The following is a 24206-nucleotide window of genomic DNA, read 5'->3' as shown; positions in this document are numbered from 1 at the left end:
CTTTTTTTGTACTTTATAGAAGAAACCCAAGTCGGTCATTCGGTTAGTTTACGGATCTTCAACTAAGGGGACATACATAAAAAGAATGATTATCTTGAATGGAGGATATCCGTTGGCTCCAAACAGTGATCCAGAAAATTTTGTAGTACAGCATTCATGCCTAAAGGAGGAGCTTGAAGGTGGTTTGGCTTAGCTTTATTTTTGCCGTTGGATTTATATTGATCCATCTTTTTTCAAAACGTCTAAAGTTCCTGAAAGTTTTGCCGCGCAGCCGATTCCTTTCCATTGCAGGCGGGATATCGGTCGCTTATGTATTTTTGCATTTATTGCCGGAGCTCAGCGTTTTTCAGGATGAATTGCAGGGCGAGCTTGAAAATAGCAGTCTGCAGTTTTTGGAAAATCATATTTACCTGGTAGCCATGGCTGGTCTGGTCATTTTTTATGCTTTAGAGAGTTCAGTCAAAGCTTCGAAAAGAAAACCCGAGCGAGAAGCGTCCAAAAATGCATCAGGTCTTTTTTGGATTCACATCGTCACTTTTGCTCTTTACAATGGAGTCATCGCCTATTTGCTTGTCAGGGAGGAGTACGGAGATGCGTTGGGTATGACCTTGTTCTTCATTGCGATGGGTGTCCATTTTATCACCAATGACAAAGCCTTGCGTGCCACTCATGCGGAGGATTACGATCGATACGGCAGATGGATGTTAGCCGTTGCTATTCTGATTGGCTGGGGAATTGGTGCTTTTGCCGAAGTCCACGAATGGATTATTTCGGTGTTGACTGCTTTCTTGGCAGGTGGGGTAATTTTGAACGTCTTAAAAGAAGAACTGCCCGAAGAAAGGGACAGCAGCTTGTTGGCCTTTTGTACTGGGTTGATTTCTTACTCTATGTTATTACTGCTTTTGTAAAATAAAAAATTGTTTTTATGGCAAAAAAATAAATCTTTTGGTACAATATACTTATAACGATAGGTAATAAAGCATGGCGTGCAAAACGGCTTACCTAAGAGGGTGTTTGCAGTGATCACAGATGAAGAGTTAGCCATTTTCGAATACGAGCTGAAGAAGCTTATGGATGAATATCGAAAATGCGTTGATCAATCCTTGAAACTGAAAATACAGGAAGATATGGCTTGGTTAAAAACGGCCATTTTTTCAACAGGCTCATATGAACGAACAATTGAAAATTGATGGCCCCAAACCTGCAGAGAATATCAGCTGCAGGTTTTTGTGTGCGAAAAAACGATGGAAGTTGTGAACAGGGCTGTAACAAACCCCTCTCTAAATCCTCAAGCCATGGGCACCTCACGGGGGTTTCAACAGTAGATGCTTTATAATGGAAGGAGGTAAAGTGAAGGAGAGAATGGCATGAACGATTTAAAACAGCTGGCGTTTCAACGAAAAAAAAGTATGCTCTTCCTGGCCGTAGCGTCGTTTTTAAAAGGTGTTGCGACAATCGGGCAAGCCTTATTTTTCGTGTTTATTGCGGATCGCGTTTTTCTTCAAGATGCTTCATTCGACAGCTTACTGCCGTTGTTTGGCGGCTTGTTCGCAGCGATTTTGCTGCGTGTAGGAGCCGGTTATGCAATTGGCCGGGCGGGTGTCAACCTGGCTGCTGACGTTAAGAATGAGTTTCGAAATAATTTGATAAAGTCGTTTGCTGAAAATCCATTGCTGTCAGCGTCTCAAGGCCAATCTGGCCAGAAGGTCAGCTTGCTGATGGATGCAGTGGATGAAGTCGACGGCTTTTTCAGTAAATATATTCCGCAAATGATTCAAACCTATATCATCCCAATACTGTTGTTGGGCGTTATTTTTACTCAAAATTGGACATCGGCGGTCGTCATTTTAATTACGGCCCCGTTCATTCCGGTGTTCATGGCTATGGTCGGAAAAGGGACAAAGAAAAAAGCAGATGAAAAAATGGAACAGCTCAATCGGTTTTCCGGCACATTCCTGGATATTTTGCAGGGGCTGTCGACGCTTAAATTATTCGGACAAGCTGAGAAACAGCAAAAGGCGATCCGCAAAAGCAGTTTAAGCTTTCGTGATTCGACGATGGAAGTATTGAAATCAGCGTTCTTATCTTCGTTGATGCTGGAGTATATTTCGATGCTGAGCATCGGTATTATCGCGTTGGAGATTGGTCTTCGCCTTGTAGTATTCGATAGTATCAGTTTTTTTACTGCGTTTTTTATTTTGATTTTAGTACCGGATTTCTTTAATCTCTTGAAGGATTTTGGAAGTGCCTTTCATACGGCGCGTGGCAGCGTATCGGCTGCCAACCAATTATCTGCCGAACTCGAGAAAAGCCATTCGCCATTGAAATGGGGCAGTGAAACCATTGCACCTGAGCCGCCGCATCTCTCATTGGAGGGACTTTCTTTCCAATACGGAGAAGGTTTTTCGCTGGCTCCACTCGCTGGAGAAATTCCTCCTTACAGCCAGGTGGCGATTGTCGGCAAAAGCGGTTCCGGTAAAACGACGCTGATACACTTGCTGGCAGGACTGTTGCCGCAAACCGAAGGCCGATTGATGATCAATGGAGTACCACGGGAGAACATCAGCGAGAAGTCCTGGTTCGACCAATTAAGCTATATTTCACAAAGCCCTTATCTTTTCGCTGGAACCATACGCGAAAACATGGAAATTGGAGCGGACCGGCCGGTCAGTGATGAAGAGATGCTGGCAGCAGCTGAAAAGGCGGGCATTGCGGAAATGGTATTAACGCTTGAGCATGGTTTTGAAACACGGATCGGTGAAGCTGGACGTGGATTGTCTGGTGGCGAGAAACAGCGGATTGCGCTGGCTCGTGCGTTTCTGAAGAGACCATCGCTGATTCTGTTTGATGAGCCGACGACTGGCTTGGATCTTCGGACTGAACAGATCCTGCAGAACTCGCTTCGTGAGCTGCAAAAAACATCGACCGTCATTACAGTGGCTCACCGTCTGCATACCATTAAGCAGGCGGACCTGATTTTCTTCCTGGAAGACGGTAAGCTCGAAGCCGCAGGAAAGCATGATCAATTACTGCGAAATTATCGTCCTTATGGAGAAATGCTTGCTGCACAGCAGGGAGGTGGCGTGCGATGAATGAATTGAAGCATGTGTTAAAACAAACGCTTATGGAAAAGAAGGATGTTTCCATTGCTATCCTCTTTGGTTTTTTAGCTGGAATCGCCAGTGTGGCATTGATGGGCTCAAGTGGTTATTTAATCTCCAAAGCCGCATTGACCTCTCAAATGACGACACTCGTAGTCATGGCTGCCTGTCTGAAGCTATTCGGCTTTGCTTCGGCATTGAGCCGTTACGGGGAACGCTTGTATTCCCACCGGGCAACGTTCACCATGCTAAGCTATTTAAGAGTGTCATTTTTTGAACGTCTTGCGCCGCTAGCTCCTGGAATATTCGGCAAGTACCGGAGTGGAGACCTGCTATCGCGAATTGTCGGGGATGTCGAAAGCCTGCAGAACTTTCTGCTGCGTGTTTTTTATCCGCCCGTAGTATTGGGCATCGTCTTGTTAAGCACCATCTTCTTCAGCTCGTTTTTCTCAATGGGGATTGCTGTTGTTATGCTGATTGGACTGCTGTTGACAGTGGTTGCAGTTCCCGCGCTTTTTTCCATCAGAAAACGGCGTACGGATGGACAGGTCAGAGCTGACCGGGGAAATTTGGCTGTGGAAGCCACTGAATTCCTTTATGGTTTTCGCGATCTGAAAATCCATCAAAAGCTCGGTGCGAAAGAACAGCAATTGAAAAGCGATGCTGCCTATTATAATGAAGGGCAGAAAAAAGAAGGACTGGAAGAAAACCTGGCTCAATCCATCAATTCATTAGTGGCATTGCTGGTTTCGTTTTTCGTGTTGGGCGTTGGAGCGTATTTCGTAGCGGCAGGCGAACTTAATGGTTTGTATTTGGCGATGCTTGTCATGATTTCCATTGCTGCTTTTGAAAATGTAGCACCAATGGCCGCATTTCCCGCCTATTTTGAAGAAAGCCGTAAAGCTGCTGTTCGATTAGAGGAAATTGTAGCGGAACCGGCCTTACAGCAAGGAACAGTTCAATTGCCGAGTGGACCGCTTGATATCAAGCTTACCGGAGCGTCTTTCAGCTATCCGGGAGAAAAGGGCTTGGCAGTTGATGATGTTTCGGTCCACTTGAAACCAGGTACAAAGACGGCGATTGTCGGACCAAGCGGTTCAGGCAAGTCGACGCTTATGCAGTTGATGTTGAATGTGTTCCCGCTTGACCACGGACAATTGTCGATCGGCGGGAAGCCTGTCGAAACGCTCGCACAGGAAAGCATTTGGCGGGAAATGAATGTAGTGCTGCAGGAGAACCATTTCTTTTACGGCACGATCCGCAGCAACCTATTGATCGCCGACCCTTCAGCAAGCGATGAGCAGATGGAGCAGGTATTGGCCAAAGTTCAGTTGGAGTTGTTTCCGCTGGAGATGAATGTCGAGGAAAAAGGACAGAATTTATCCGGTGGGCAGAAGCAGCGGCTGGCAATTGCACGCGCTCTGCTGAAAGGGAAGTCGCTGTGGCTTCTCGACGAGCCGGTCTCTTCAGTCGACAGCCTCACTGGCCACGCCATTTACCAGGAATTATTCCAACAGGGAGAGAACGATCTATTCGTCATCATCAGCCATGACTTGGCAGGGCTTGAAAAGATGGATCAAATCATCGTAATGGAAAACGGCCGCATCGTGGAAACCGGATCCTACGAAGAACTGATGAAGAAAAAATCATATTTCCACCAATTAAAGCAAATAGAAAATAGTGTATTTGCTTAAGAAAAGCGGAAGCGCCCGTGTAGATTCGACGGGCATAAGACAGACCAGCGGTGTGGCGCTCTTTGCCACGCGGCTGGGGTGGCTTATGACCCTAGAATCTGGGCGCTGGAGCCTGGACAAAGAAAAGCGAAAGCGCCCGTGTAGCTCTGCCGGGCATAAGACAGACTGGCGAAGTGGCGTCTTTTCAGCCGCACAGCCAGGTTGGCTTATGACCCAAAGAGCTGGGCGCTGGAGCCTGGACAACAAGAAAAGTGAAAGTGCCTGTTCAGCTCTGACAGGTGTAAGACGCTCTGGCGAAGCGGCATCTCTTCAGCCGCACAGCCAGAGTGGCTTACATCCCGAAGAGCTAGGCGCTTGCAACTGGACAAAGAAAAGCGGAAGCGCCTGTTTCAAGGAACGTAAGCTAAAAGCGCGACTTCCTGTCGCAACGCTTACATGATCCGCATCCTGCGGACCTCCGACAGGCTTAAGGCAGTTTGCCGAAGCGGCGCTCCTTCAGCCGCACAGGCAAGCGGACTTAAGACCCCGAGGTTCTAGGCGCTGGAGCCTGGACAAAAAGAAAAGCGGAAGCGCCCGTGTAGCTCTGCCGGGCATAAGACAGACTGGCGAAGTGGCGTCTTTTCAGCCGCACAGCCAGGTTGGCTTATGACCCAAAGAGCTGGGCGCTGGAGCCTGGACAATGAAGAAAAGCACAATCCCAAAAGCACAAAAAAGACCCTGCACCTAATCGTGTGCAGGGTCTTTTCCATACTTGCGGCATACTCCGCCGACTTACTTCAGCAGCAAGTGCTCATCTTTTTTGGCATCTTCCAATTTCAATTGTTCCAATTCGAGACGCATCTTCTGTGTCTCGATGACAAAATTCTCGTGCTTTAATTTTTCGAGTTCTAACTCCGTGCTGATCATCTTATGCTTAAGCTTGGTCTGTGTTTGGAGATGCGAAGTGATGATACCTGCCAGTGGAATTGAAAAGATCATAATGACGGCGACAAGACCGGTCATACGCCTCACTCCGTTCTGATTTTTCTGATTACTCTCAGTATACACATATCGCTTGTAATTTTAAAGAAGTAGATTTTTTGAAATACATGACAACTGTCATATAGAAAGATAGACGTTTGTGTCTTATTGCCATGTAGTTTTTCCTTTATGATTAGGTTAATAAGTTATCCGGGCTGAAATAGTCCGTATAGAGGAGGAAGACGAAAGCATGAGCAGAGAAAAAACAGCACAGTTACGCAAATTTATCGCTCCTTTTGAAAAAGCCGATGTTAAATCAAGTGTAAGACAATTAGTGAATACAATCCCACCTTTTATTTTGGCATGGTTCCTGGCTTATCAGGCACTTGATGTCTCTATCTGGTTGACCATTGCATTATCAGTAGTAGCAGCCGCATTCGTTATCCGCACGTTCATCATCTTCCATGACTGTACGCACGGATCGTTCTTCAAGAACAAAAAAGCAAATGCAGTTGTCGGGACGATTACAGGCATCATGACACTTTTCGCGTATGAGAAGTGGAAACGCGAGCATTCGATCCACCATGCTTCAAGTGGTAATCTGGATAAACGCGGAGTTGGTGATATCTGGGTTATGACAATTGAAGAATATGTAGAAGCTTCTAAATGGGAACGTTTCAAATACCGCATGTACCGCAATCCATTGGTCATGTTCGGATTTGGTCCATTATTCCTGGTCTTGATTTCAAGCCGTTTCAACCGTAAAGATGCACGTAAAAAAGAACGCAATAACACGTATTTGATCAATATTTCGCTTGTTGTGATCTACTCCCTATTAATCTGGGCAATCGGCTGGCAGGCATTCCTGATCGTTCAAGGCACAACAATGTTTGTAGCTGGAGCGTTCGGCATCTGGTTATTCTATGTCCAACACACATTCGAAGATTCGTATTTTGAAGACGAAAACGAATGGGATTATGTAAAAGCGGCTGTAGAAGGAAGCTCGTATTACCAACTTCCAAAAGTATTGCAATGGGTAACCGGCAATATCGGTTTCCACCATGTGCATCACTTGAGCCCGCGTGTTCCAAACTACAACTTGGAAAAAGCGCATGTTTCTACGCCACCGCTTCAACAGGCAACAACGATCAATATCAAATCGAGCCTTAAATCATTGCGCTACAAATTGTATGATGCACCGAACAAAACATTCGTTACATTCGGTGATATCAAACACTTGCTTGGCAATTCGAAAACGGCTGAACAATAAGAAACAAACAGAAAAGCCATTCTTAGCGGAATGGTTTTTTCTTTTGCTTATTTTTTGCTATGATTGGGTTACATAGTAAGAAAGAGGAGGCCCTTATGCAAAGCTGGTATCAAATATTTCCTAAAAACCCGTGGTTGAGTCTTTACGCTTGGGTTATCTTTTGTATTTTGCCGTTCTTCTTTATCTTTCGTTCTTCTTCACTGCCTGAAATTATTTTCGGCATTTTGCTGCTATTGCTATTTTTTATTGCTTACCGGCTGTCTTTCAATTCCAAAACTGGCTTCGTCTATGTGTGGGTGAGCTTTGAAATGGCGATTAATATCGGGATGATCTTCCTTTTCGGGTATGTCTACCTCTCTATTTTTGTTGCTTTTTTCATTGGCAACCTGCGCAACAAAGTCGGGTTTTTCATTATTTATGGCTTTCATATCGGTCTGACGATTGCGGCTGTAGTCTTCGGGTTTTTTGAACACAGTGAACTCTACATCACGCAATTGCCGTTTATTGTCCTTAGTATTTTAGGGGTAATCCTTCTCCCGTTTAATACTTACAACCGCAATAAGCGGGAAAAATTGGAGGGGCAGCTTGAAGACGCCAACAAGCGGATTTCCCAATTGGTGATCATTGAAGAGCGTGAGCGGATTGCCCGTGATCTCCATGATACTTTGGGTCAAAAGCTCTCGTTGATCGGGCTGAAAAGTGATTTAGCAGGAAAGTTGATTTACCGAAATCCAGAATCTGCTTTAAGTGAAATAAATGATGTCCGCCAAACTGCCCGCACTGCATTAAAGGAAGTCAGGGAACTGGTTTCCAATATGCGTGGCACCAAGCTGGACGAAGAATTATTGCGTATTCAACAGATTTTAAAAGCTGCTGAAATCGATTTTGTGTTTTATGGCTCACCGCAGCTGACCAATACACCACTTTTAGTGGAGAATGTTTTGAGCATGTGCCTGAAAGAGGCCGTGACGAACGTCGTCAAACACAGTAATGCTACACGCTGCAGCGTTTTGATCAAGCAAAATCCGGAAGAAATTCTTGTGCAGGTACAGGATGATGGCAAGGGGTTCCCGGAAGGAAATACTTCCTTGCAGGGGAACGGACTTGCAGGAATGCGGGAGCGGCTTGAATTTGTGAATGGCTCAGTGGAGATTAAGGAAATGGAAGGCACTACCTTGAATATCCGAGTGCCGAATGTGATTCTCTATAGTTCTAAGGAGGCGGTCGAATGATACGAATCGTATTGGCGGAAGATCAGCGGATGATGCTTGGAGCTTTGGGTTCTTTACTGGATTTGGAAGAGGATATGGAAGTTGTCGGTAAAGCATCGAACGGTGAAGAGGCGATTGAGCTTGTCGAAAAATTACAGCCTGATATTTGCATTATGGATATCGAGATGCCACTAAAGAGTGGATTGGATGCTGCGGAAATCCTTAAGGATCAGCCGTGCAAGATCATCATCCTAACGACTTTTGCCCGTTCAGGTTATTTTGAGCGCGCCAGAAAAGCCGGGGTCAGCGGGTATTTGCTTAAGGACAGCCCGAGTGAAGATCTGGCTACTTCTATCCGAACGATCATGGGTGGACGCCGGATCTATGCACCGGAATTAGTGGATTTAGCTTATGCTGATGAAAACCCATTGACCGACCGGGAAAGCCAGGTGATGGAACTGATAGCAGAAGGGCGTAGTACGAAAGAGATTGCCAAAGAATTGTTCATCACGACCGGTACAGTGCGGAATTACATTTCGACGATTCTGGATAAACTGGAAGTTGGCAACAGGATTGAAGCCATTTCGCGTTTCAAAGAAAAAGGCTGGTTCAAATAATGATGCTGCTGTCGCTCCTGACAGCAGCATTTTCTTGTTTATAGTTATTCGTAGAGCGTGTCCGACAAGGAACCATCTTCAGTGTAAATATGCAGTTCTCCATGGTTTTTGTTGACATAGCGTTTGGCTTCTCCCATCAGGCTCTCTTTGGTGTCTTCGATTAGGATTGCTTTCTTGCTGTCTTTTTTCTTTAACTGCCATCCATCATCATGTTTTCTGATTTCATAGATTGGCCGCTCTTCATCACCTTCCACATTTCGTTTTGCCTGCTCTAAAGCGATCGGGATTGCCCGGCCTTCTTCATAGCCATCACGAAGCAACGCGTTGGCAATTTCAATGGCTTTATTACGCACAGAATTGTCGAGATTTTTGAACGAATCCGGATAATCATTTTTGCTCCATGGCATATTAATCTCCTCCTTGACACTCTTTTCCCCGCTTGTATCGACCGTAAAACCGAAAAAGGGACTTTTAATATGTGTCAAGAATGTTACACTGTTAAACAAGGAGGGGATAGAATGACAGATACAACCTATCAAATCATTGCTTTAACGATCTATCTTGCAGCCATGCTTTTCATCGGCTGGTACGCATATCGGAAAACAGTAAATTTATCCGACTACATGCTTGGTGGAAGGGGGCTTGGACCAGCAGTCGCCGCACTTAGTGCAGGTGCTTCGGATATGTCGGGATGGCTATTGCTCGGCTTACCGGGTGCTATTTACCTTGGCGGATTAGTTGAGGTGTGGATCGCAATCGGATTGACAATCGGTGCCTTTTTAAATTGGTTCTTCGTTGCACCGAGACTACGTATTTACTCGTTTGTTACCAGTGACTCTATCACGATTCCAAGTTTCCTGGAAAATCGCTTGAAAGACAAATCACGGTTATTAAGAATAGTTTCAGGTATTATCATTTTGATTTTTTTCACATTCTACGTATCATCAGGAATGGTAGCTTCCGGATTATTCTTCCAAAGCTCATTCGGAATGGATTATCATCTGGGGCTTGTCCTGGGATCGATAGTCGTCGTAGCCTATACATTATTTGGTGGATTCCTGGCTGTCAGTTACACGGATTTTGTCCAGGGCATCATGATGGTGCTGGCGTTGATCGCAGTACCGGCAATTGGGATTTTCGCTACAGGCGGATTTAGCGAAACCGCTGCAAGTATTCGTGAAGTCGACCCGAATATGTTAAGCCTGGTTTCCGGCGCTTCGACAGTGGGAGTTATTTCTGCGGTAGCCTGGGGTCTTGGTTACTTCGGCCAGCCGCACATCATCGTCCGCTTCATGGCGATCAAAACCTTAAAAGAAGTTCGTATAGCCCGCCGCATCGGTATGGGCTGGATGATTTTCAGCCTTCTTGGAGCAACTGCGACAGCGCTTATCGGGATCGCTTACTTCCAGCAGAACCCTGGAGCAACTTTAGTGGATCCTGAATCGGTCTTTCTTGACTTGAGCCAGATCCTGTTCCACCCATTGATTGCGGGATTTGTACTGGCTGCTGTTTTGGCCGCTGTTATGAGTACAATTTCTTCTCAGCTTTTGGTCAGTTCATCTGCGTTAATCGAAGATTTATACAAGATCGCATTCAAAAAAGAATCTTCGCCAAAAGGCTATGTAAACCTCGGGCGGATTGCTGTAGCGTTGATTGCAGTTATTGCCGCCTACCTGGCATGGGAACAGAACAACACCATTCTTGGCTTGGTCGCTTATGCTTGGGCAGGGTTTGGTGCCGCTTTCGGACCAATCATCTTGTTATCCTTGTTCTGGCGCAAACTGACTTCAAAAGGTGCTTTAGCTGGAATGATCGTCGGTGCTGTAACAGTCATTATATGGGATTTGATCGGTACAGCTGCAGAGGATCCTGGTGCTACTGAAACAACGAATTTCATCGGCAGTGTCTATGAAATCATTCCAGGATTCTTCCTGTGTTTGCTAGTTACTTGGTTAGTTAGCCTTGTTACATACAAACCGGATGCACAGATTGAGAAAGAATTTGACGAAACAGTTCGTTTGATCAACGAAGACAAATAATTCTCCGAGCAAAAAGGCGTACAGCCCTTTCCAAATGGAAGGGCTGTACGCCTTTTGTCGGTCATCCGTTTATTTATCGTTTTGTTTTTTGTTCTCTTTTTCCATGAGCTTGAATCGCTGTAAATCGGATTCCCGAATAGGCAGTGATTCTTTACGGATGATTTTAGTGAAGGACCACAGCATGATTATCAGCAATACCGTGAACGGCAGGGCGGATATCAGGGAAGCGGTTTGCAGGGCTCCCAGTCCACCTGCATACAGCAAAACTGCCGCAATTGCAGCCATCAGCACACCCCAAACAACTTTAAAGATTGTAGGTGGATTCAGGCTTCCGTAACTAGTCATCGACGCCAGAATATACGTAGCGGAGTCGGCAGAAGTCACGAGGAAGGTAAAGATCAGCAAGATTGCAAGAATGGACATGATCGGTGTAAATGGCAGTACTTCGAAAGTTTGGAACAACGCCGATGTCAGATCGTTATTGACGGCTTCGGCAATTCCTGTGCCCTGATTCAAATCGTACCAAAGTGCCGTGCCGCCAAAGACTGCGATCCAGACGCAGGCAATGGCCGGTGGAATGACAAGAACCCCCACGACAAATTCGCGGATGGTCCGCCCTTTGGATACGCGTGCAACAAACGCACCGACAAACGGAGACCAGGCAGTCGACCAGGCCCAATAGAAGATGGTCCAGCCCTGAACCCATTCGCCATTTTCATAAGGCTCAAGGCGCAAACTGTAGGAAATGAATTTGGTGATGTAGTCTCCGGTCGCTAAAGTGAAAGTCTCCATGATGAAGACGGTCGGCCCTGCAATAAAGACGAATATCATAAGGACCAAAGCCAAACCAAGGTTTAAGTTACTTAAGTACGCAATACCCTTTTTTAGGCCGGTGGAAGAAGATATGGTATAAGCGATGAACATGACAACGATAATCCCTAATTGTATCGGGAATGCGTTTTCAATGCCGAATACCGCATTTAGCCCACCGTTCATTTGAAGCACGCCCAAGCCGAGAGATGTGGCAATCCCCATGACTGTTGCAATAACGGCAAGGGAATCAATCGAGTGTTTCACTAAGGGCTTTCTGCCGAGTACCGGTTCGAGGGCTGTAGAGACCAAGCCCGGTTTCTCTTTCCGAAACTGGAGAAAGCCGATGACGAGGCCGACAATGGCGAAAACCGACCACTGGCTGATGCCCCAATGGAAAAACGAATAGCCCATGGCAACTCTTGCTGCTTCCGGCGTCTGTGCTTCAGCGCCGAAAGGGGTGGTGAAAAAATGGCTCATCGGTTCAGCTACGCCCCAAAACACAAGGCCAGCTCCGAAGCCGGCAGAAAACAACATGCCGACCCATGTAAAGAATGGGAATTCCGGCCGGTCATTGTCGGCGCCAAGACGGATGCTCCCATATTTGGATATAGCGATGATAATGAGGAAAAGTGTAATGATAAAGATAGCGAGTAAATAGAACCATCCGAAATTCAGGGTTGTGAAACTGAATAGGCTTCCTGCGACATCTCCAAATTGAATGGGTGTGACCGCGCCGAAGATAACAAGTATAATAATGACGGCGGTCGATACTATGAATACAGGATTTAAAAACAGTTTTTTATCCATCATGACCTCCTATAAACTTTTATATAGTTACACTACCGAATATTCAGAAAAAATACCACCCATTTTGGTAAAAAAATCAAATTAATCGTTTGAATAATCAGAAAACTTAATATTTGGTTTTCCTTTTCCGGTAAAAAGGGAAGAGAAGCAACAATAGCGAACGGTTATAAAAGAAAAAGTGAGGTGCTTTATGGAATTGGATCACATTGTTCATTTTGTCCGCCAAACTCCCCAAAAGGCGACAGCCGAGTGGCAGCAGAAAGGATTTCATGCGGCTATTGGCGGCCAGCACGAAAAATGGGGAACTTATAATGCGCTGCTGTATTTGAAAGACTGCTATATTGAATGGCTGGCAGTGGAAAAGGCAGAGGTTGCGTCTCAGGCAAATCATCCGCTCACCCGATTGCTGCTGCACGACCAAGTAGGATTTGGCACGATTTGTGTACGTACGGCCGCTATCAAAAAGCTGGATGAAGACCTGCGAGACCGAGGGGTCAAGACGTCAGGAGTGCTGGATGCGGAGCGCCGAACGGAAGCGGGACAGCTGATCAAGTGGAAGATGCTGTTCATTGAAGAAGAGATATCCGCACGGCTGCCTTATCCGTTTTTCATTGAATGGCAGGAAACAGATGAACAACGCTACAGAAAATTACGGGATACTGGAGCTATTGAAGCATCAAATGAAATATTGGTTATGGACCGTTGCGTATTTGGAGTAAGGGATCCGGAAGAAACCGCAGCTGAGTGGAGCAAGATTCTCGGCGGCAGCCTGGAATTGGAGAATTGCCGCATTGAATTCAGAAAAACCGATCAGCCGCAGGAACGTCTGGAAGAAGTGCATTTTGTGGACGGCGAAAATAAAGTGGAATTTGAGCATGGCCAGTACTGGCTGCCCCGTCTGTAGTGGGGCAGCAAGGAAACTGTGGTAAAATGGAGGAATCGAATAGGAATTTTCCTTTCCTGAAATAGGAGGACAACATAAATGGATGAATTACAAGAAAGAGCGGTCATTGTCGGTGTCCAGCTCCAAAAAGATCTGCACTTCACTTACGGAATGGAAGAACTGCATAACTTGGCAGAAGCCTGCAATGTGGAAGTGGTCGGAGAAGTTACACAAAACCTGGATCGCATCAATCCTTCGCATTACGTGGGGAGCGGAAAAGTGGAAGAAATTAAAGCCTTCTATGAAGAAGCGGACGCAAACTTGGTGATTTTCAACGATGAACTATCACCCTCGCAGATCCGGAATTTGGAAGAAGATCTGGAATGTAAAGTTATTGACCGGACCATGCTGATTTTGGATATCTTCTCGCGGCGTGCGAAAACACGTGAAGCACAGGTGCAAGTGGAATTGGCGCAGCTTCAATATATGCTGCCGCGTTTGGTTGGTCTGCGTGCATCGCTTGGCCGCCAAGGAGGCAGCAGCAGCGGTGGCGTAGCCAACCGTGGAGCCGGGGAGACGAAACTTGAGCTGGACCGCCGGAAAATTGAAGACCAGATTTCGAAGCTGCATAAAGAGCTGGAGCATATCAAGGACCAGCGCGTCACGCAGCGCAAGCAACGCACCAAAAAAGGCATGCCAGTCGTATCTCTGGTCGGCTACACAAATGCCGGAAAATCAACTGTCATGAATGGCTTATTGGCGAAAACCGGACAGAATGAAGAAAAGCAGGTATTTGAAAAAGATATGCTGTTTGCCACGCTCGAGACTTCTGTCCGCCAGATCCGCCTTGAGGACAATAAAAGCTTCCTGCTGACGGATACGGTCGGATTTGTCAGTAAACTGCCGCATCACCTGGTAAAAGCTTTCCGCTCCACATTAGAGGAAGCTCGGAATGCGGACCTGCTGTTGCATGTTGTCGATGTTTCAAACGAAGAGCACCGCTATATGATGGAAGTGACCAATTTGACGCTGCAGGCTGTTGGAGTGGAGAATGTGCCAACTCTGTATGTCTACAATAAATCAGATCTGGCTGGCGTCCGTTACCCGACCGTAAATGGGGATGGCTTATGGATTGCGGCAAAAGAAGGCAAGGGTCTGGATGAACTGCTGGAAGTCATCAAAAAACGAATTTTTGCAGATTATGTCACTTGCCGGATGGTCATTCCATTCGATCGAGGAGATGTCGTCGCTTATCTGAACGAACAAGCAAGTATTCTGGAAACGGAATACGAAGAAGAAGGCACTTTGCTGAAAGTGGAAATGAGCCATGCGGATTATGACCGCTACCAAGAGTTTGTCATCGGGAAATAGAAAGTCAAAAAGGGGCTGTCCCATAAGTCCCTAAACTAAAACCGCTGGAGAAAAATCATTGATTTTTCTCCAGCGGTTTTTGCTTTGTATGCAGTTTTTGGGGGTTTTATTTGAAAAAAAGAATGGTTTTGTTCCATTAATAGAGCTTACTATCCAAGTTGGATAAAATACTTTCTGTTTGGGTTCAAATACTTTCCGTAAACGGCTGAATACTTTCTAATAAGCTCTAAATACTTTCCATGCCTTCAAAAAGTTCAGAAATGGGATATATTCGATCTTTATAACTCCCGGCGAATGGCATATTTGCCGATTTCAACATCTTGGAGGCGGTAGTAGTGGAATGAGTTCCAGTGAATTCCCACTTGCTCATGGTCGTTTTGGCCAAGGGATGGTAATGCACCAATGCATCGAGATGAGCGGCCGGATCACAATGGCCACAAATTCTGATACGCCACATTCCCCGGCGGTAATTCCAGTCACGCATGACGCAATACACCTCTCATAAATGAATCGGACAGCCTCTATTTTTACTTGTTGGTGTGATTTCTTATTGCTGAAACTGAATGCGGTGCAGATTTGCAAAAATGCCGTCAGTTTCCAGTAATTCGCTGTAGCCACCCTGTTCGGCAATGCCGTCTTCCGTAACGACGATCACACGATCTGCATCACGGATTGTGGCCAGGCGATGGGCGATGATCAAAGTCGTCCGGTTTTCAGCGAGCGCTGCCAAAGCTTCCTGGATGACACGCTCTGTTTGGGTATCGAGTGCAGAAGTGGCTTCGTCCAATATGAGGATCGGCGGATTTTTCAGGAACATGCGGGCGATAGCCAGGCGCTGTTTTTGGCCGCCTGACAATTTCAAGCCGCGTTCCCCGATCTGTGTATCATAGCCATGCGGCAATTTTTGGACGAAATCCTCTAAATGCGCTTTTTTGGCAGCAGCAAGAATTTCGTCTTCAGTGGCATGCCGCTTGCCGTAAGCGATGTTCTCGCGGATCGTTCCGGTAAACAGGAAAACATCCTGCTGGACGATGCCGATCTGCGAGCGCAGGGAATGCATGGTCATATCCCGGATATCCATGCCATCGATGGAAATGGAACCTTGCTGGATATCGTAGAATCGGGGGATCAATGAACAAATCGTCGTTTTTCCGGCACCTGATGGCCCGACAAACGCAACGGTCTCTCCGGCGCGCAATTTCAAATCAATCCCTGATAAAACAGGTTTGTTGTCGTCATAGCCGAAATGGACATTATCAAAACGGATGTCTCCATTTAATCCTTCAACGGCAACGGCATCTTTCCGGTCATTGATGTCGGGTGCCTGTTCGATCAAATCACGGAAACGGCTGAAACCTGCCATGCCTTTCGGATAAAGTTCAAGCAATGCACTGATTTTGTCGATCGGTTTGATCAAAACATTCAGGAACAGCACAAAACTGACAAGTTCCCCGTACGATAATTCACCTTGAAAATTAAGCCAGGCTCCATAAACCAAGACAACCAGAGTCAACAGACGGGTCATCATATAGATGCTGGAATGTGTTGCTGCCATGACTTTGTAAGCGACCATCTTCGCCAGGCGGAAACGGTCATTGTCTGATTTGAAGCGTTCGATTTCAAACTCTTCATTTGTAAACGATTGGACTACACGTGCTCCAGAGACGCTGTCTTCCACGCGGCCGTTGACGTCAGCGATTTTTCCATACATGTTGCCCCAGGCTTGGTTCATCTTGATATTACAGAACGTAATGAGCCAGATCAGGAACGGAATGACGATTAATGTGACCAATGCCAGTTTCGGGTTTATCCAGAACATGATGCCGAAAGCCCCGAAAAATGTCATGATGGCGATAAAAAAGTCTTCCGGTCCGTGGTGGGCGAGTTCGCCAATGTCGAACAGGTCGTTGGTCACGCGGCTCATGATGTGGCCGGTCTTGGTGTTATCGAAGAAGCGGAAAGACTGTCGTTGGACGTGGGTAAACAGCTCTTCCCTCATATCGGTTTCGATATTGATGCCCAGTTTATGGCCCAGATAGCTGACGATATACTGTAATAACGTACTTAATAGGAAGACGGCCAACAACAGGAAGCTGACAGTAGTGATCGTTCCCCAGTTTCCACTTGGAAGCAGGTCGTCGATGAACCATTGGACAGCGACCGGAAATGCCAGTTCCAAAATAGCCACAAAGACGGCGCTGGAAAAATCAATGATAAACAGCCGTTTATGCGGCTTGTAGTACTTAAAAAATTGTTTTAATTTCAAAAACATCCACCTCGTTTTTTTCTCACAATGAAAAGTATAATCGAAAATGGAGAAATAGACGAATGGTATTTGGGTATATAATGAATATGGAACCTTTTTCAAGGGCTTACGTAAGTATAGAAACAACTAAAAACAATGGGCTATTTTTCAATACACTCCATTGAACGGCAAAATCGGAAAGAAGGATAAAAACCAACAAGGGGGCGAATACTTTGAAGAAATGGATATTGTTTATGAGCACAGCTACTTTGGCGATTGGCCTCTCCGCTTGTGGAGAAACAGCGGAACCGGCGTCTGGAGATGTAACGGCAAAAGGTGAAAACAGCGATTTGACGGCAAAAGAGGTGTATACCAAATCGGTAGAGGCTTCTGAGGGCATTAACAGTCTTCATGCAGATATTGAAACGGATCAGGTTATGGCGATGCAGCCTGATGGCATGGTGATCAATATGAAAGTGGATTCTGCCATGGACATGACGGCTGAACCGCTGGCTTTCCACCAGACGGCAGAAACTTCCATTGTGTCTGAGGATATCGACAATACAAATCCGATGACTATGGAAATGTATTTCACAGAACAAGGAATGTACATGTATGAAGAAACAATGGCGACTTGGCTGAAGATGCCAGATGAAAGCATCGATGACCTGAAAGGCTTGGCTGATCAACAGACAGCCGACCCTTCTCAACAGCTTGAAGAATTGGCGGAATTCCAGGAAGATTTTACATTTGAACAGACAGCAGATGAGTATATCTTGACACTCGATGCTTCTGGAGAAAAATTCAAAGAATTGATGGATCAGCAGTTGGAGAAAACTTTAGGCCAAATGGAAATTGAAGCGCAAATGGCACTTGAAGACATGACCATCCATTCAGTGAACTACATCCTCATGATCGATAAAGAAACTTTCCTGACAAACAGCATGAATATGCAAATGGACATGGATATGAATATAGAAGGCGAGATGATGAACATCAAGTCGGATGTACAGGCTGATTACAGCCAGTACAATGAAATCGAAGCCATCACTATACCAGCTGAAGTAGTGGAGCAGGCACAGGAAATAGCAGGGTGATAGTATACTGGTTGAAAAATTAAGCGTTCAATAAGGATGAAGAGATAAGAAAGCAAAGAGCACGCCATATTGGTGTGCTCTTTGTCTTCTGTTCTGACTATTTGACGAACTTTTGACAAATGCTCATAATTCTCATCTAAATGAAAATTATTCTCAATTATTCATTGACTCTGGTTCTCAGCGTGCTATACTGAAATCTGTAAGTAGTGATAATGATTATCACTATCGAATAATCAATAATGTTTTATTGAGGACAGATGAGGGACAGTAATGAAGAAACGTTATTTAATACCAACATTAATCATACTGTCAATCATTTCCTTGTTTGTCGGAGTCAGCAGTATCAGCATTGTTGATTTGCTTGATTTCCAATCGGAAGAGACACAGATATTCCTGATCAGCCGTCTGCCAAGGCTGGTCGCGATTTTGCTGGCGGGTGCAGGGATGAGTATGGCAGGACTCATCATGCAGCAGTTAAGCCGCAATAAGTTCGTGTCTCCGACGACGGCAGGTACATTGGACGCCACTCGGCTTGGGATTCTGGTGTCGATGCTGATGTTTGCCAATGCATCGATGCTGGAAAAAATGACAGTGGCTTTCGCCTTTGCGCTTGCCGGTACTTTCCTTTTCATGCAAATTCTAAATCGCATCAAATTCAAAGATGCCATATTCATTCCTTTAGTCGGTTTGATGTTCGGGAACATCCTGTCGTCCATTACAACATTTTTCGCCTACCGGGCGGACGTTATCCAGAACATGTCCGCTTGGCTGCAAGGTGACTTTTCGATGGTCATGAAGGGGAGTTATGAACTTCTCTACATCAGCGTTCCGGTCTTTGTCATCGCTTATCTATACGCCAACCGATTTACGGTAGCGGGTATGGGCGAAGATTTCTCTAAAAATTTGGGGATGAAGTACCGGAGTGTCGTCAACATCGGTTTGACACTCGTAGCTTTGATTACGGCGACGGTCGTTTTGACGGTGGGGGTTATCCCATTCCTTGGGTTGATCATTCCGAACATCGTGTCGATCTTCAAAGGAGATCATCTACAAAAAACATTGCCGCATACTGCAATGCTTGGAGCTATTTTCTTGCTGATGTGCGATATCTTGGGAAGAGTGCTGATTTATCCGTATGAGATTTCCATTAGCCTGATGGTCGGCGTTATCGGAAGCTTTATTTTCCTCTTCTTATTGTTTAGGAGGAAATCGTATGCGTGACCTACATAAGATGCTTATATTAGTCGCTTTAGCTTTAGCGGCTTGTGGAATTTATCTGTTTCAGGACCTGAACGGGAGTTTCGATTATGCATTGCCGAGACGCGGAGTAAAAGTGTTTGCCATGGTTTTGACGGGAGTCGCCATCGCGTATGCGACGGTTGTCTTTCAGACCATCACCCATAATCGGATATTGACGCCGAGCATTATGGGCTTGGATTCACTGTATATGCTGCTCCAGACTGTGCTGATCTTTTTCCTGGGTTCAGATCATTTTACAATCGTAAACAAGCAAGTGAATTTCTTGCTGTCGATTGCTGTAATGGTGATCTTCGCCTTGTTATTCTACCGCTTGCTCTTTAAAAAGAACGATCGGCCGATCTACTTTCTCTTATTGGTCGGCATCATTTGCGGAACGTTTTTCAGCAGTATTACGACTTTCCTCCAAGTGCTGATCGACCCCAACGAATTTTCGATCATTCAGGACCGGATGTTTGCCAGCTTCAACAATGTCAATTCTGATTTGGTGTGGACCTCACTGGCCATCATCACTTTGCTGATTGCATTCGCCTGGAAACAAAATTCATCTTTGGATGTCCTGACGCTGGGGCGCGATACAGCGATCAATCTCGGTGTAAACTACGACGCATTGGTAAAACAGATGCTAGTTCTGTCGGCTGTCTTGATTGCAATTGCCACGGCTCTGGTCGGACCGATTACGTTTTTCGGTTTGATCGTCGCAAACTTATCCTATCAATTCTTCACGTCATATAAACATTCGGTCTTATTGACAGGATCTATTGTCATCAGTGTAGTCGCCTTAATCGGTGGCCAGTGGGTGGTGGAGCGGCTCTTCACTTTCAATACGACATTGAGCGTCATCATCAATTTCATCGGTGGAGTTTACTTCATCTATCTACTATTAAAGGAGAGTCGATCTAAATGATCCAAGTTCGTGAATTGACAAAGCTATACGGCAAGAAACAAGTTGTGGAAAATGTCTCTGTTGACATCCAGCGCGGACAGATTACGTCCTTTATCGGACCGAACGGTGCTGGGAAATCCACATTGCTTTCTATGGTCAGCCGTCTTTTGGATGCCGATACCGGAGAAGTCCTCATTGATTCAACCAATACCAAAAAGTTGAAATCCAATGAGTTCTCAAAACGTGTATCGATCTTAAAGCAGTCCAACTATATGAATGTCCGTTTAACAATTCGCGAGCTTGTCTCTTTCGGCCGTTTTCCTTATTCAAAAGGCCGTCTCAATGATGAAGATGAAAAAATGGTGGACCAGTCAATCGATTACATGGATTTGAAGGAAATGGAGAACTCATATCTGGATGAACTTTCAGGCGGTCAGCGCCAACGCGCATTCATCGCGATGGTCATTGCACAGGACACCGATTATATTTTATTGGACGAGCCTTTGAATAACCTGGATATGAAACACTCTGTTCAAATCATGAAGATTCTGCGCCGTTTGGTCGACGATCTCGGCAAAACTGTGGTCATTGTCCTTCATGACATCAACTTCGCATCTGTCTATTCCGACCGCATCGTAGCCTTGAAAAATGGCCGGGTGGTCAAAGATGGTACAACAGAAGAAATTATCCAAAGTGCTGCATTAAAAGAAATCTACGATATGGATATCCCGATTCAGCAGATGAACAATTGCCGGATTTGCGTATACTTCAATTCTTAAAAAAGAGGAGCTCGAAACGATATGAAGAAATGGTTATTGGTAGCATTTACCCTTATGATGGTGGCTTTCCTTGCAGCTTGCGGATCCACTGAAGAAACAACGGAATCCGATACAGCAACTGCTGAGGCGGAAGAAAAAGAAGAAATGACAGTTACACATGAGCTTGGTGAAACAACTTTTGACAAGAACCCTGAAAAAGTAGTGGTATTCGACTTTGGTGTTCTTGATTCAATCGACAAATTAGGCGTTGAAGCCGTTGCTGGAGTTCCGCAGGAATCTTTGCCGGCTTACCTTGAAAAATATGCTGATGCTGAGAAGTACGAAAACGTCGGTACGTTAAAAGAAGCGGACTTTGAAGCAATCAATGCTATGGAGCCTGACTTGATCATCATCTCTGGACGCCAGGCTGAAATGTACGAAGAGTTTTCTGACATCGCCCCAACTATCCATATGGCTGTAGATACTGCAGATTACATGGGATCATTCGAATCAAACATGACCACTCTTGGTGAAATCTTCGGTAAAGAAGATCAAATCGTTGAAGAGTTGGCAGCAATTGATGAGCAAATTGAATCTGTAAAAGCAACAGTAAGCGGATCAGATGAAAAAGCATTGATCACTCTTGCCAACGAAGGCAAAGTAAGTGCTTATGGCGCAGCTTCACGTTTCGGCATCATCCATGATGTGTTCGGTGTAAAACAAGCAGATGAAGGCATCGAAGCTTCAACTCATGGCCAAAGCGTTTCATTTGAATACATTCTGGAAACAAACCCGGACATCATGTTCGTGGTTGACCGCAATGCTGTAGTCGATAGCGGTACAAGTGCTGCAGAATCTCTTGAAAACGAATTGGTTGAAAAAACGAATGCTTACAAAAACGATAAAATCATCTACTTGGACCCGGATTTCTGGTACTTGTCAGGTGGCGGATTGCAGTCTGTCGCTCAAATGGTAACAGACATAGAATCTGCATTCGAATAAAAAACAATAAAAATCAGTGGGAATCAAGAAGATTCCCGCTGATTTTCTGTTTGTACGCTTCGACGATGGGCAGCCCTTGGTTCTGACAAATGAAGGTGTTCTGAAATTTTTAAAATGGTTGATGGTGTGCTTGAACTGCAGTGAGCTGAATGACATCGAGTCCGTTTGCCAATAGGGCAGGCGGGCTTTTTGTTTTGCATATGTTAAAATATAGGTATTGATGAAAGAGGGTGGATGTCTTGAAGCGTCTTTTTTATCCGTTGGCAGTAGCGGCTTTGCTTGGCTTTTTTGCCATACTCGTAAATTACTCAAGTGAGTCCATTATTCGGATCGATCGGTCGGCAGGAGAGTTGCTCGGTGGCAGGACGCTGCTCGACAGCATGTCATTTTTAGGAGATCCTTGGATGATCATTTCTGTCAGCCTCTTATTGCTCGTCTATCTTTGGTTGTTCCAAAAAAACTATCGGGCAATGTTGTTTGTCTTTTTTGCGGTTGGTGTGGGGAATGTCCTGAATCAGTTAATGAAGAGCTGGTTCGAGCGTCCGCGACCGGAATTGCCGGTTGCTTTGGAGTCCTTCAGTTTCCCGTCGAACCATGCGATGGTCGGTTTGCTGTATCTCTTTACGTTGGCTTATTTTGTTTCTGAATGGAGTGCTTCCCGGACATCGAAAGTAGTGGTCTGGCTGGTGGCTGTCGTGTTGTCAGTGACTGTCGCCTTATCAAGAGTGGCAGGCGGAGAGCATTATTTTTCTGATGTAATTGCTGGGCTGTTTGCTGGATATGCGTGGTTTGTTGGAGTGGCTGTCTGGTATGAACTACGTGAGCGGCTGTATCGTAAAAAGACAAGCATTGAAAAAGAAGAGGAATTCCTGGACTAGACAGGAATTCCTCTTCTTTTGCTTTGTTCAGGAGATTGATTTATGGGATGAGGGTGTCTCTCCCAATTGATTCAACCGGTGGGCAAACGAATCGTTGCGTCCAGTCGGTGAACCCTGCAGAACATCCTGCATCGAATATGCTTGTGAGCCGTGTTCTGAAAAGTCCAGGCCTGCTTCTTCGTCTTCTGCTGTAACCCTTAGTGGCACGATGCTGCCGATGGCGAAGAGCACCAAGCCTGTTGAAACCGAAGCCCATGCAATTACGGCGAGAACGCCGACTGTCTGGATGCCGAGAATTTCTGCTCCGCCTCCGTAAAGGAGTCCACCCGTAGTATCAAATAAGCCGATTGCAAGCGTCCCCCAGATACCTGCAATACCGTGAACGGAAATAGCTCCGACTGGATCATCGACGCGAATTTTAGAGTCAAGCAAGCGGATCGCTTCGGTCATGACAACTCCGGCTATCAACCCGATAGCAAGAGCGCCGACAAGAGAGACGTTCGCTGCCCCTGCGGTAATGCCGACGAGGCCGGCAAGCGCGCCGTTCATCGTCAGGGAAGCATCGATGCGGCCATAGCGCAACCGTGTATATCCAGCAGTAGCGATAACCCCGGCTGAAGCTGCCAATAAGGTATTGGCGATTACTGGAGGCACGAGGGCAGGATCGGCTGCCAAGGTGCTGCCTCCATTAAATCCGAACCATCCCAGCCAAAGGATGAAGACGCCTAATGCGCCAAGCGGTAGACTGTGGCCAGGAATTGTATTGACCGATTTTCCGCTGTACTTGCCAAGGCGTGGACCGATTTTCCATGCTGCTACAAATGCAGCCACCGCACCTGTTAAATGCACTACAGTGGAACCTGCAAAATCGATGAAGCCGATCTGTGACAGCCAGCCGCCGCCCCATACCCAGTGTCCGACAATCGGATAGATGATGGCGGTCATAGCGATGGTCAGCAGAATGTATGCGGATAAGTTCATCCGTTCAGCCACCGCACCGGAAATGATCGTTGCACAAGTGGCGGCGAAAACTGCCTGGAAAACAAAGAATCCAATATCTTCGACGCCTGAAAGAGCAAATCCTTCAGTGCCGATCAATCCGAAAGAAGAAGGGCCGAACATTAGAGCGTATCCCACAACAAAGAAAAGAATCGAGCCAAGTGAAACGGTGATCATGTTCTTCATTAAAATATTCAAGGTGTTTTTAGAACGTGTAAATCCTGACTCCACCATTGCGAATCCTGCATGCATGAAAAATACCAGCATAGCCCCGAGCATCACCCATATCATATCTACTGAACTTTGAACTGCTTCCAT

Annotated in this window: 22 protein-coding genes; 16 read left to right on the top strand and 6 right to left on the bottom strand. The window is 45.8% G+C overall.

All coding sequences use genetic code 11. The annotated features are described in order from the left end of the window. The first annotated feature begins 179 nt into the window (after positions 1–179). From Q0785_RS16975 to cydC, 4 genes are all read left to right on the top strand, one after another. A complete protein-coding gene (locus tag Q0785_RS16975; RefSeq protein ID WP_298832686.1) occupies positions 180–908 on the top strand; it encodes a hypothetical protein in 729 nt (242 codons plus the stop codon). Between the two features lie 111 nt (positions 909–1019). After that, on the top strand, positions 1020–1190 hold the full coding sequence (locus tag Q0785_RS16970) for a hypothetical protein (RefSeq protein ID WP_298832683.1): 171 nt from the start codon (positions 1020–1022) through the stop codon (positions 1188–1190). A gap of 177 nt (positions 1191–1367) precedes the next feature. Then, entirely contained in the window at positions 1368–3092 is a 1725-nt protein-coding gene (gene cydD / locus Q0785_RS16965) for a thiol reductant ABC exporter subunit CydD (protein ID WP_298832680.1), read from the top strand. Beyond that, positions 3089–4795 (top strand): thiol reductant ABC exporter subunit CydC, encoded by a 1707-nt coding sequence (gene cydC, locus Q0785_RS16960; RefSeq protein WP_298832677.1) that lies wholly within the window; start codon positions 3089–3091, stop codon positions 4793–4795. The genes cydD and cydC overlap by 4 nt, the downstream gene beginning before the upstream one ends. A gap of 771 nt (positions 4796–5566) precedes the next feature. Here cydC and Q0785_RS16955 read toward each other — a convergent pair. Further along, entirely contained in the window at positions 5567–5797 is a 231-nt protein-coding gene (locus Q0785_RS16955; protein ID WP_223637131.1) for a hypothetical protein, read from the bottom strand. Positions 5798–6005: 208 nt separating this feature from the next. Between Q0785_RS16955 and Q0785_RS16950 the strand changes: the two genes are divergently transcribed. The 3 genes from Q0785_RS16950 (at position 6006) to Q0785_RS16940 (ending at position 8853) form a co-directional block, all read left to right on the top strand. Further along, positions 6006–7025 (top strand): fatty acid desaturase, encoded by a 1020-nt coding sequence (locus Q0785_RS16950; RefSeq protein WP_223637129.1) that lies wholly within the window; start codon positions 6006–6008, stop codon positions 7023–7025. A 95-nt stretch (positions 7026–7120) separates the two neighbouring features. After that, a complete protein-coding gene (locus Q0785_RS16945; protein ID WP_298832669.1) occupies positions 7121–8257 on the top strand; it encodes a sensor histidine kinase in 1137 nt (378 codons plus the stop codon). Continuing rightward, positions 8254–8853 carry a response regulator transcription factor gene (locus tag Q0785_RS16940; protein WP_298832666.1) on the top strand — a complete coding sequence of 200 codons (600 nt, stop codon included), beginning with the start codon at positions 8254–8256 and terminating at the stop codon, positions 8851–8853. The genes Q0785_RS16945 and Q0785_RS16940 overlap by 4 nt, the downstream gene beginning before the upstream one ends. Positions 8854–8897: 44 nt before the next feature. Here Q0785_RS16940 and Q0785_RS16935 read toward each other — a convergent pair whose 3' ends face one another. Beyond that, positions 8898–9260, bottom strand: a complete 363-nt coding sequence (locus Q0785_RS16935; protein ID WP_298832664.1) for a DUF2188 domain-containing protein — start codon at positions 9258–9260, stop codon at positions 8898–8900. Between the two features lie 111 nt (positions 9261–9371). Between Q0785_RS16935 and putP the strand changes: the two genes are divergently transcribed. Further along, positions 9372–10892, top strand: a complete 1521-nt coding sequence (putP, locus tag Q0785_RS16930) for a sodium/proline symporter PutP (RefSeq protein ID WP_298832662.1) — start codon at positions 9372–9374, stop codon at positions 10890–10892. 69 nt (positions 10893–10961) lie between these two features. On the opposite strand, the gene Q0785_RS16925 is transcribed toward putP, so the two are convergent. After that, positions 10962–12512 (bottom strand): BCCT family transporter, encoded by a 1551-nt coding sequence (locus Q0785_RS16925; RefSeq protein WP_298832660.1) that lies wholly within the window; start codon positions 12510–12512, stop codon positions 10962–10964. Positions 12513–12702: 190 nt separating this feature from the next. Between Q0785_RS16925 and Q0785_RS16920 the strand changes: the two genes are divergently transcribed. Further along, positions 12703–13416 carry a VOC family protein gene (locus Q0785_RS16920; protein WP_298832656.1) on the top strand — a complete coding sequence of 238 codons (714 nt, stop codon included), beginning with the start codon at positions 12703–12705 and terminating at the stop codon, positions 13414–13416. A 78-nt stretch (positions 13417–13494) separates the two neighbouring features. Further along, positions 13495–14766, top strand: coding sequence for a GTPase HflX (gene hflX / locus Q0785_RS16915; protein WP_298832653.1), 1272 nt, complete (start codon positions 13495–13497; stop codon positions 14764–14766). Positions 14767–14992: 226 nt separating this feature from the next. Here hflX and Q0785_RS16910 read toward each other — a convergent pair whose 3' ends face one another. Both Q0785_RS16910 and Q0785_RS16905 read right to left on the bottom strand, forming a co-directional pair. Beyond that, entirely contained in the window at positions 14993–15250 is a 258-nt protein-coding gene (locus Q0785_RS16910; RefSeq protein ID WP_223637107.1) for a hypothetical protein, read from the bottom strand. A gap of 63 nt (positions 15251–15313) precedes the next feature. After that, positions 15314–17038, bottom strand: coding sequence for an ABC transporter ATP-binding protein (locus tag Q0785_RS16905; RefSeq protein WP_223637104.1), 1725 nt, complete (start codon positions 17036–17038; stop codon positions 15314–15316). Positions 17039–17244: 206 nt separating this feature from the next. Here Q0785_RS16905 and Q0785_RS16900 point away from each other — a divergent pair, with 206 nt between their 5' ends. The 6 genes from Q0785_RS16900 to Q0785_RS16875 all read left to right on the top strand — a co-directional run bounded on the left by Q0785_RS16900 (position 17245) and on the right by Q0785_RS16875 (position 22889). Continuing rightward, complete coding sequence (locus Q0785_RS16900) at positions 17245–18108, top strand: DUF6612 family protein (RefSeq protein WP_298832649.1); 864 nt, start codon at positions 17245–17247, stop codon at positions 18106–18108. 270 nt (positions 18109–18378) lie between these two features. Then, positions 18379–19329 (top strand): ABC transporter permease, encoded by a 951-nt coding sequence (locus tag Q0785_RS16895; RefSeq protein ID WP_223637098.1) that lies wholly within the window; start codon positions 18379–18381, stop codon positions 19327–19329. Beyond that, positions 19322–20272, top strand: a complete 951-nt coding sequence (locus Q0785_RS16890) for an iron chelate uptake ABC transporter family permease subunit (RefSeq protein WP_298832645.1) — start codon at positions 19322–19324, stop codon at positions 20270–20272. Before Q0785_RS16895 ends, Q0785_RS16890 begins: the two co-directional genes overlap by 8 nt. Beyond that, positions 20269–21030 carry an ATP-binding cassette domain-containing protein gene (locus Q0785_RS16885; RefSeq protein WP_146558308.1) on the top strand — a complete coding sequence of 254 codons (762 nt, stop codon included), beginning with the start codon at positions 20269–20271 and terminating at the stop codon, positions 21028–21030. Before Q0785_RS16890 ends, Q0785_RS16885 begins: the two co-directional genes overlap by 4 nt. A gap of 21 nt (positions 21031–21051) precedes the next feature. Beyond that, positions 21052–22011, top strand: a complete 960-nt coding sequence (locus Q0785_RS16880; protein WP_298832642.1) for a siderophore ABC transporter substrate-binding protein — start codon at positions 21052–21054, stop codon at positions 22009–22011. A gap of 239 nt (positions 22012–22250) precedes the next feature. After that, on the top strand, positions 22251–22889 hold the full coding sequence (locus tag Q0785_RS16875; RefSeq protein ID WP_298832640.1) for a phosphatase PAP2 family protein: 639 nt from the start codon (positions 22251–22253) through the stop codon (positions 22887–22889). 27 nt (positions 22890–22916) lie between these two features. Here Q0785_RS16875 and Q0785_RS16870 read toward each other — a convergent pair whose 3' ends face one another. Continuing rightward, the gene (locus Q0785_RS16870; protein ID WP_298832638.1) at positions 22917–24206 is read right to left on the bottom strand and encodes an ammonium transporter; all 1290 of its coding nucleotides are present in this window, start codon (positions 24204–24206) and stop codon (positions 22917–22919) included.

The sequence above is a fragment of the uncultured Planococcus sp. genome (genome assembly GCF_947501725.1).
GTDB classification, from domain to species: domain Bacteria; phylum Bacillota; class Bacilli; order Bacillales_A; family Planococcaceae; genus Planococcus; species Planococcus donghaensis_C.
This window is presented reverse-complemented; position numbering and strand designations above follow the sequence as displayed.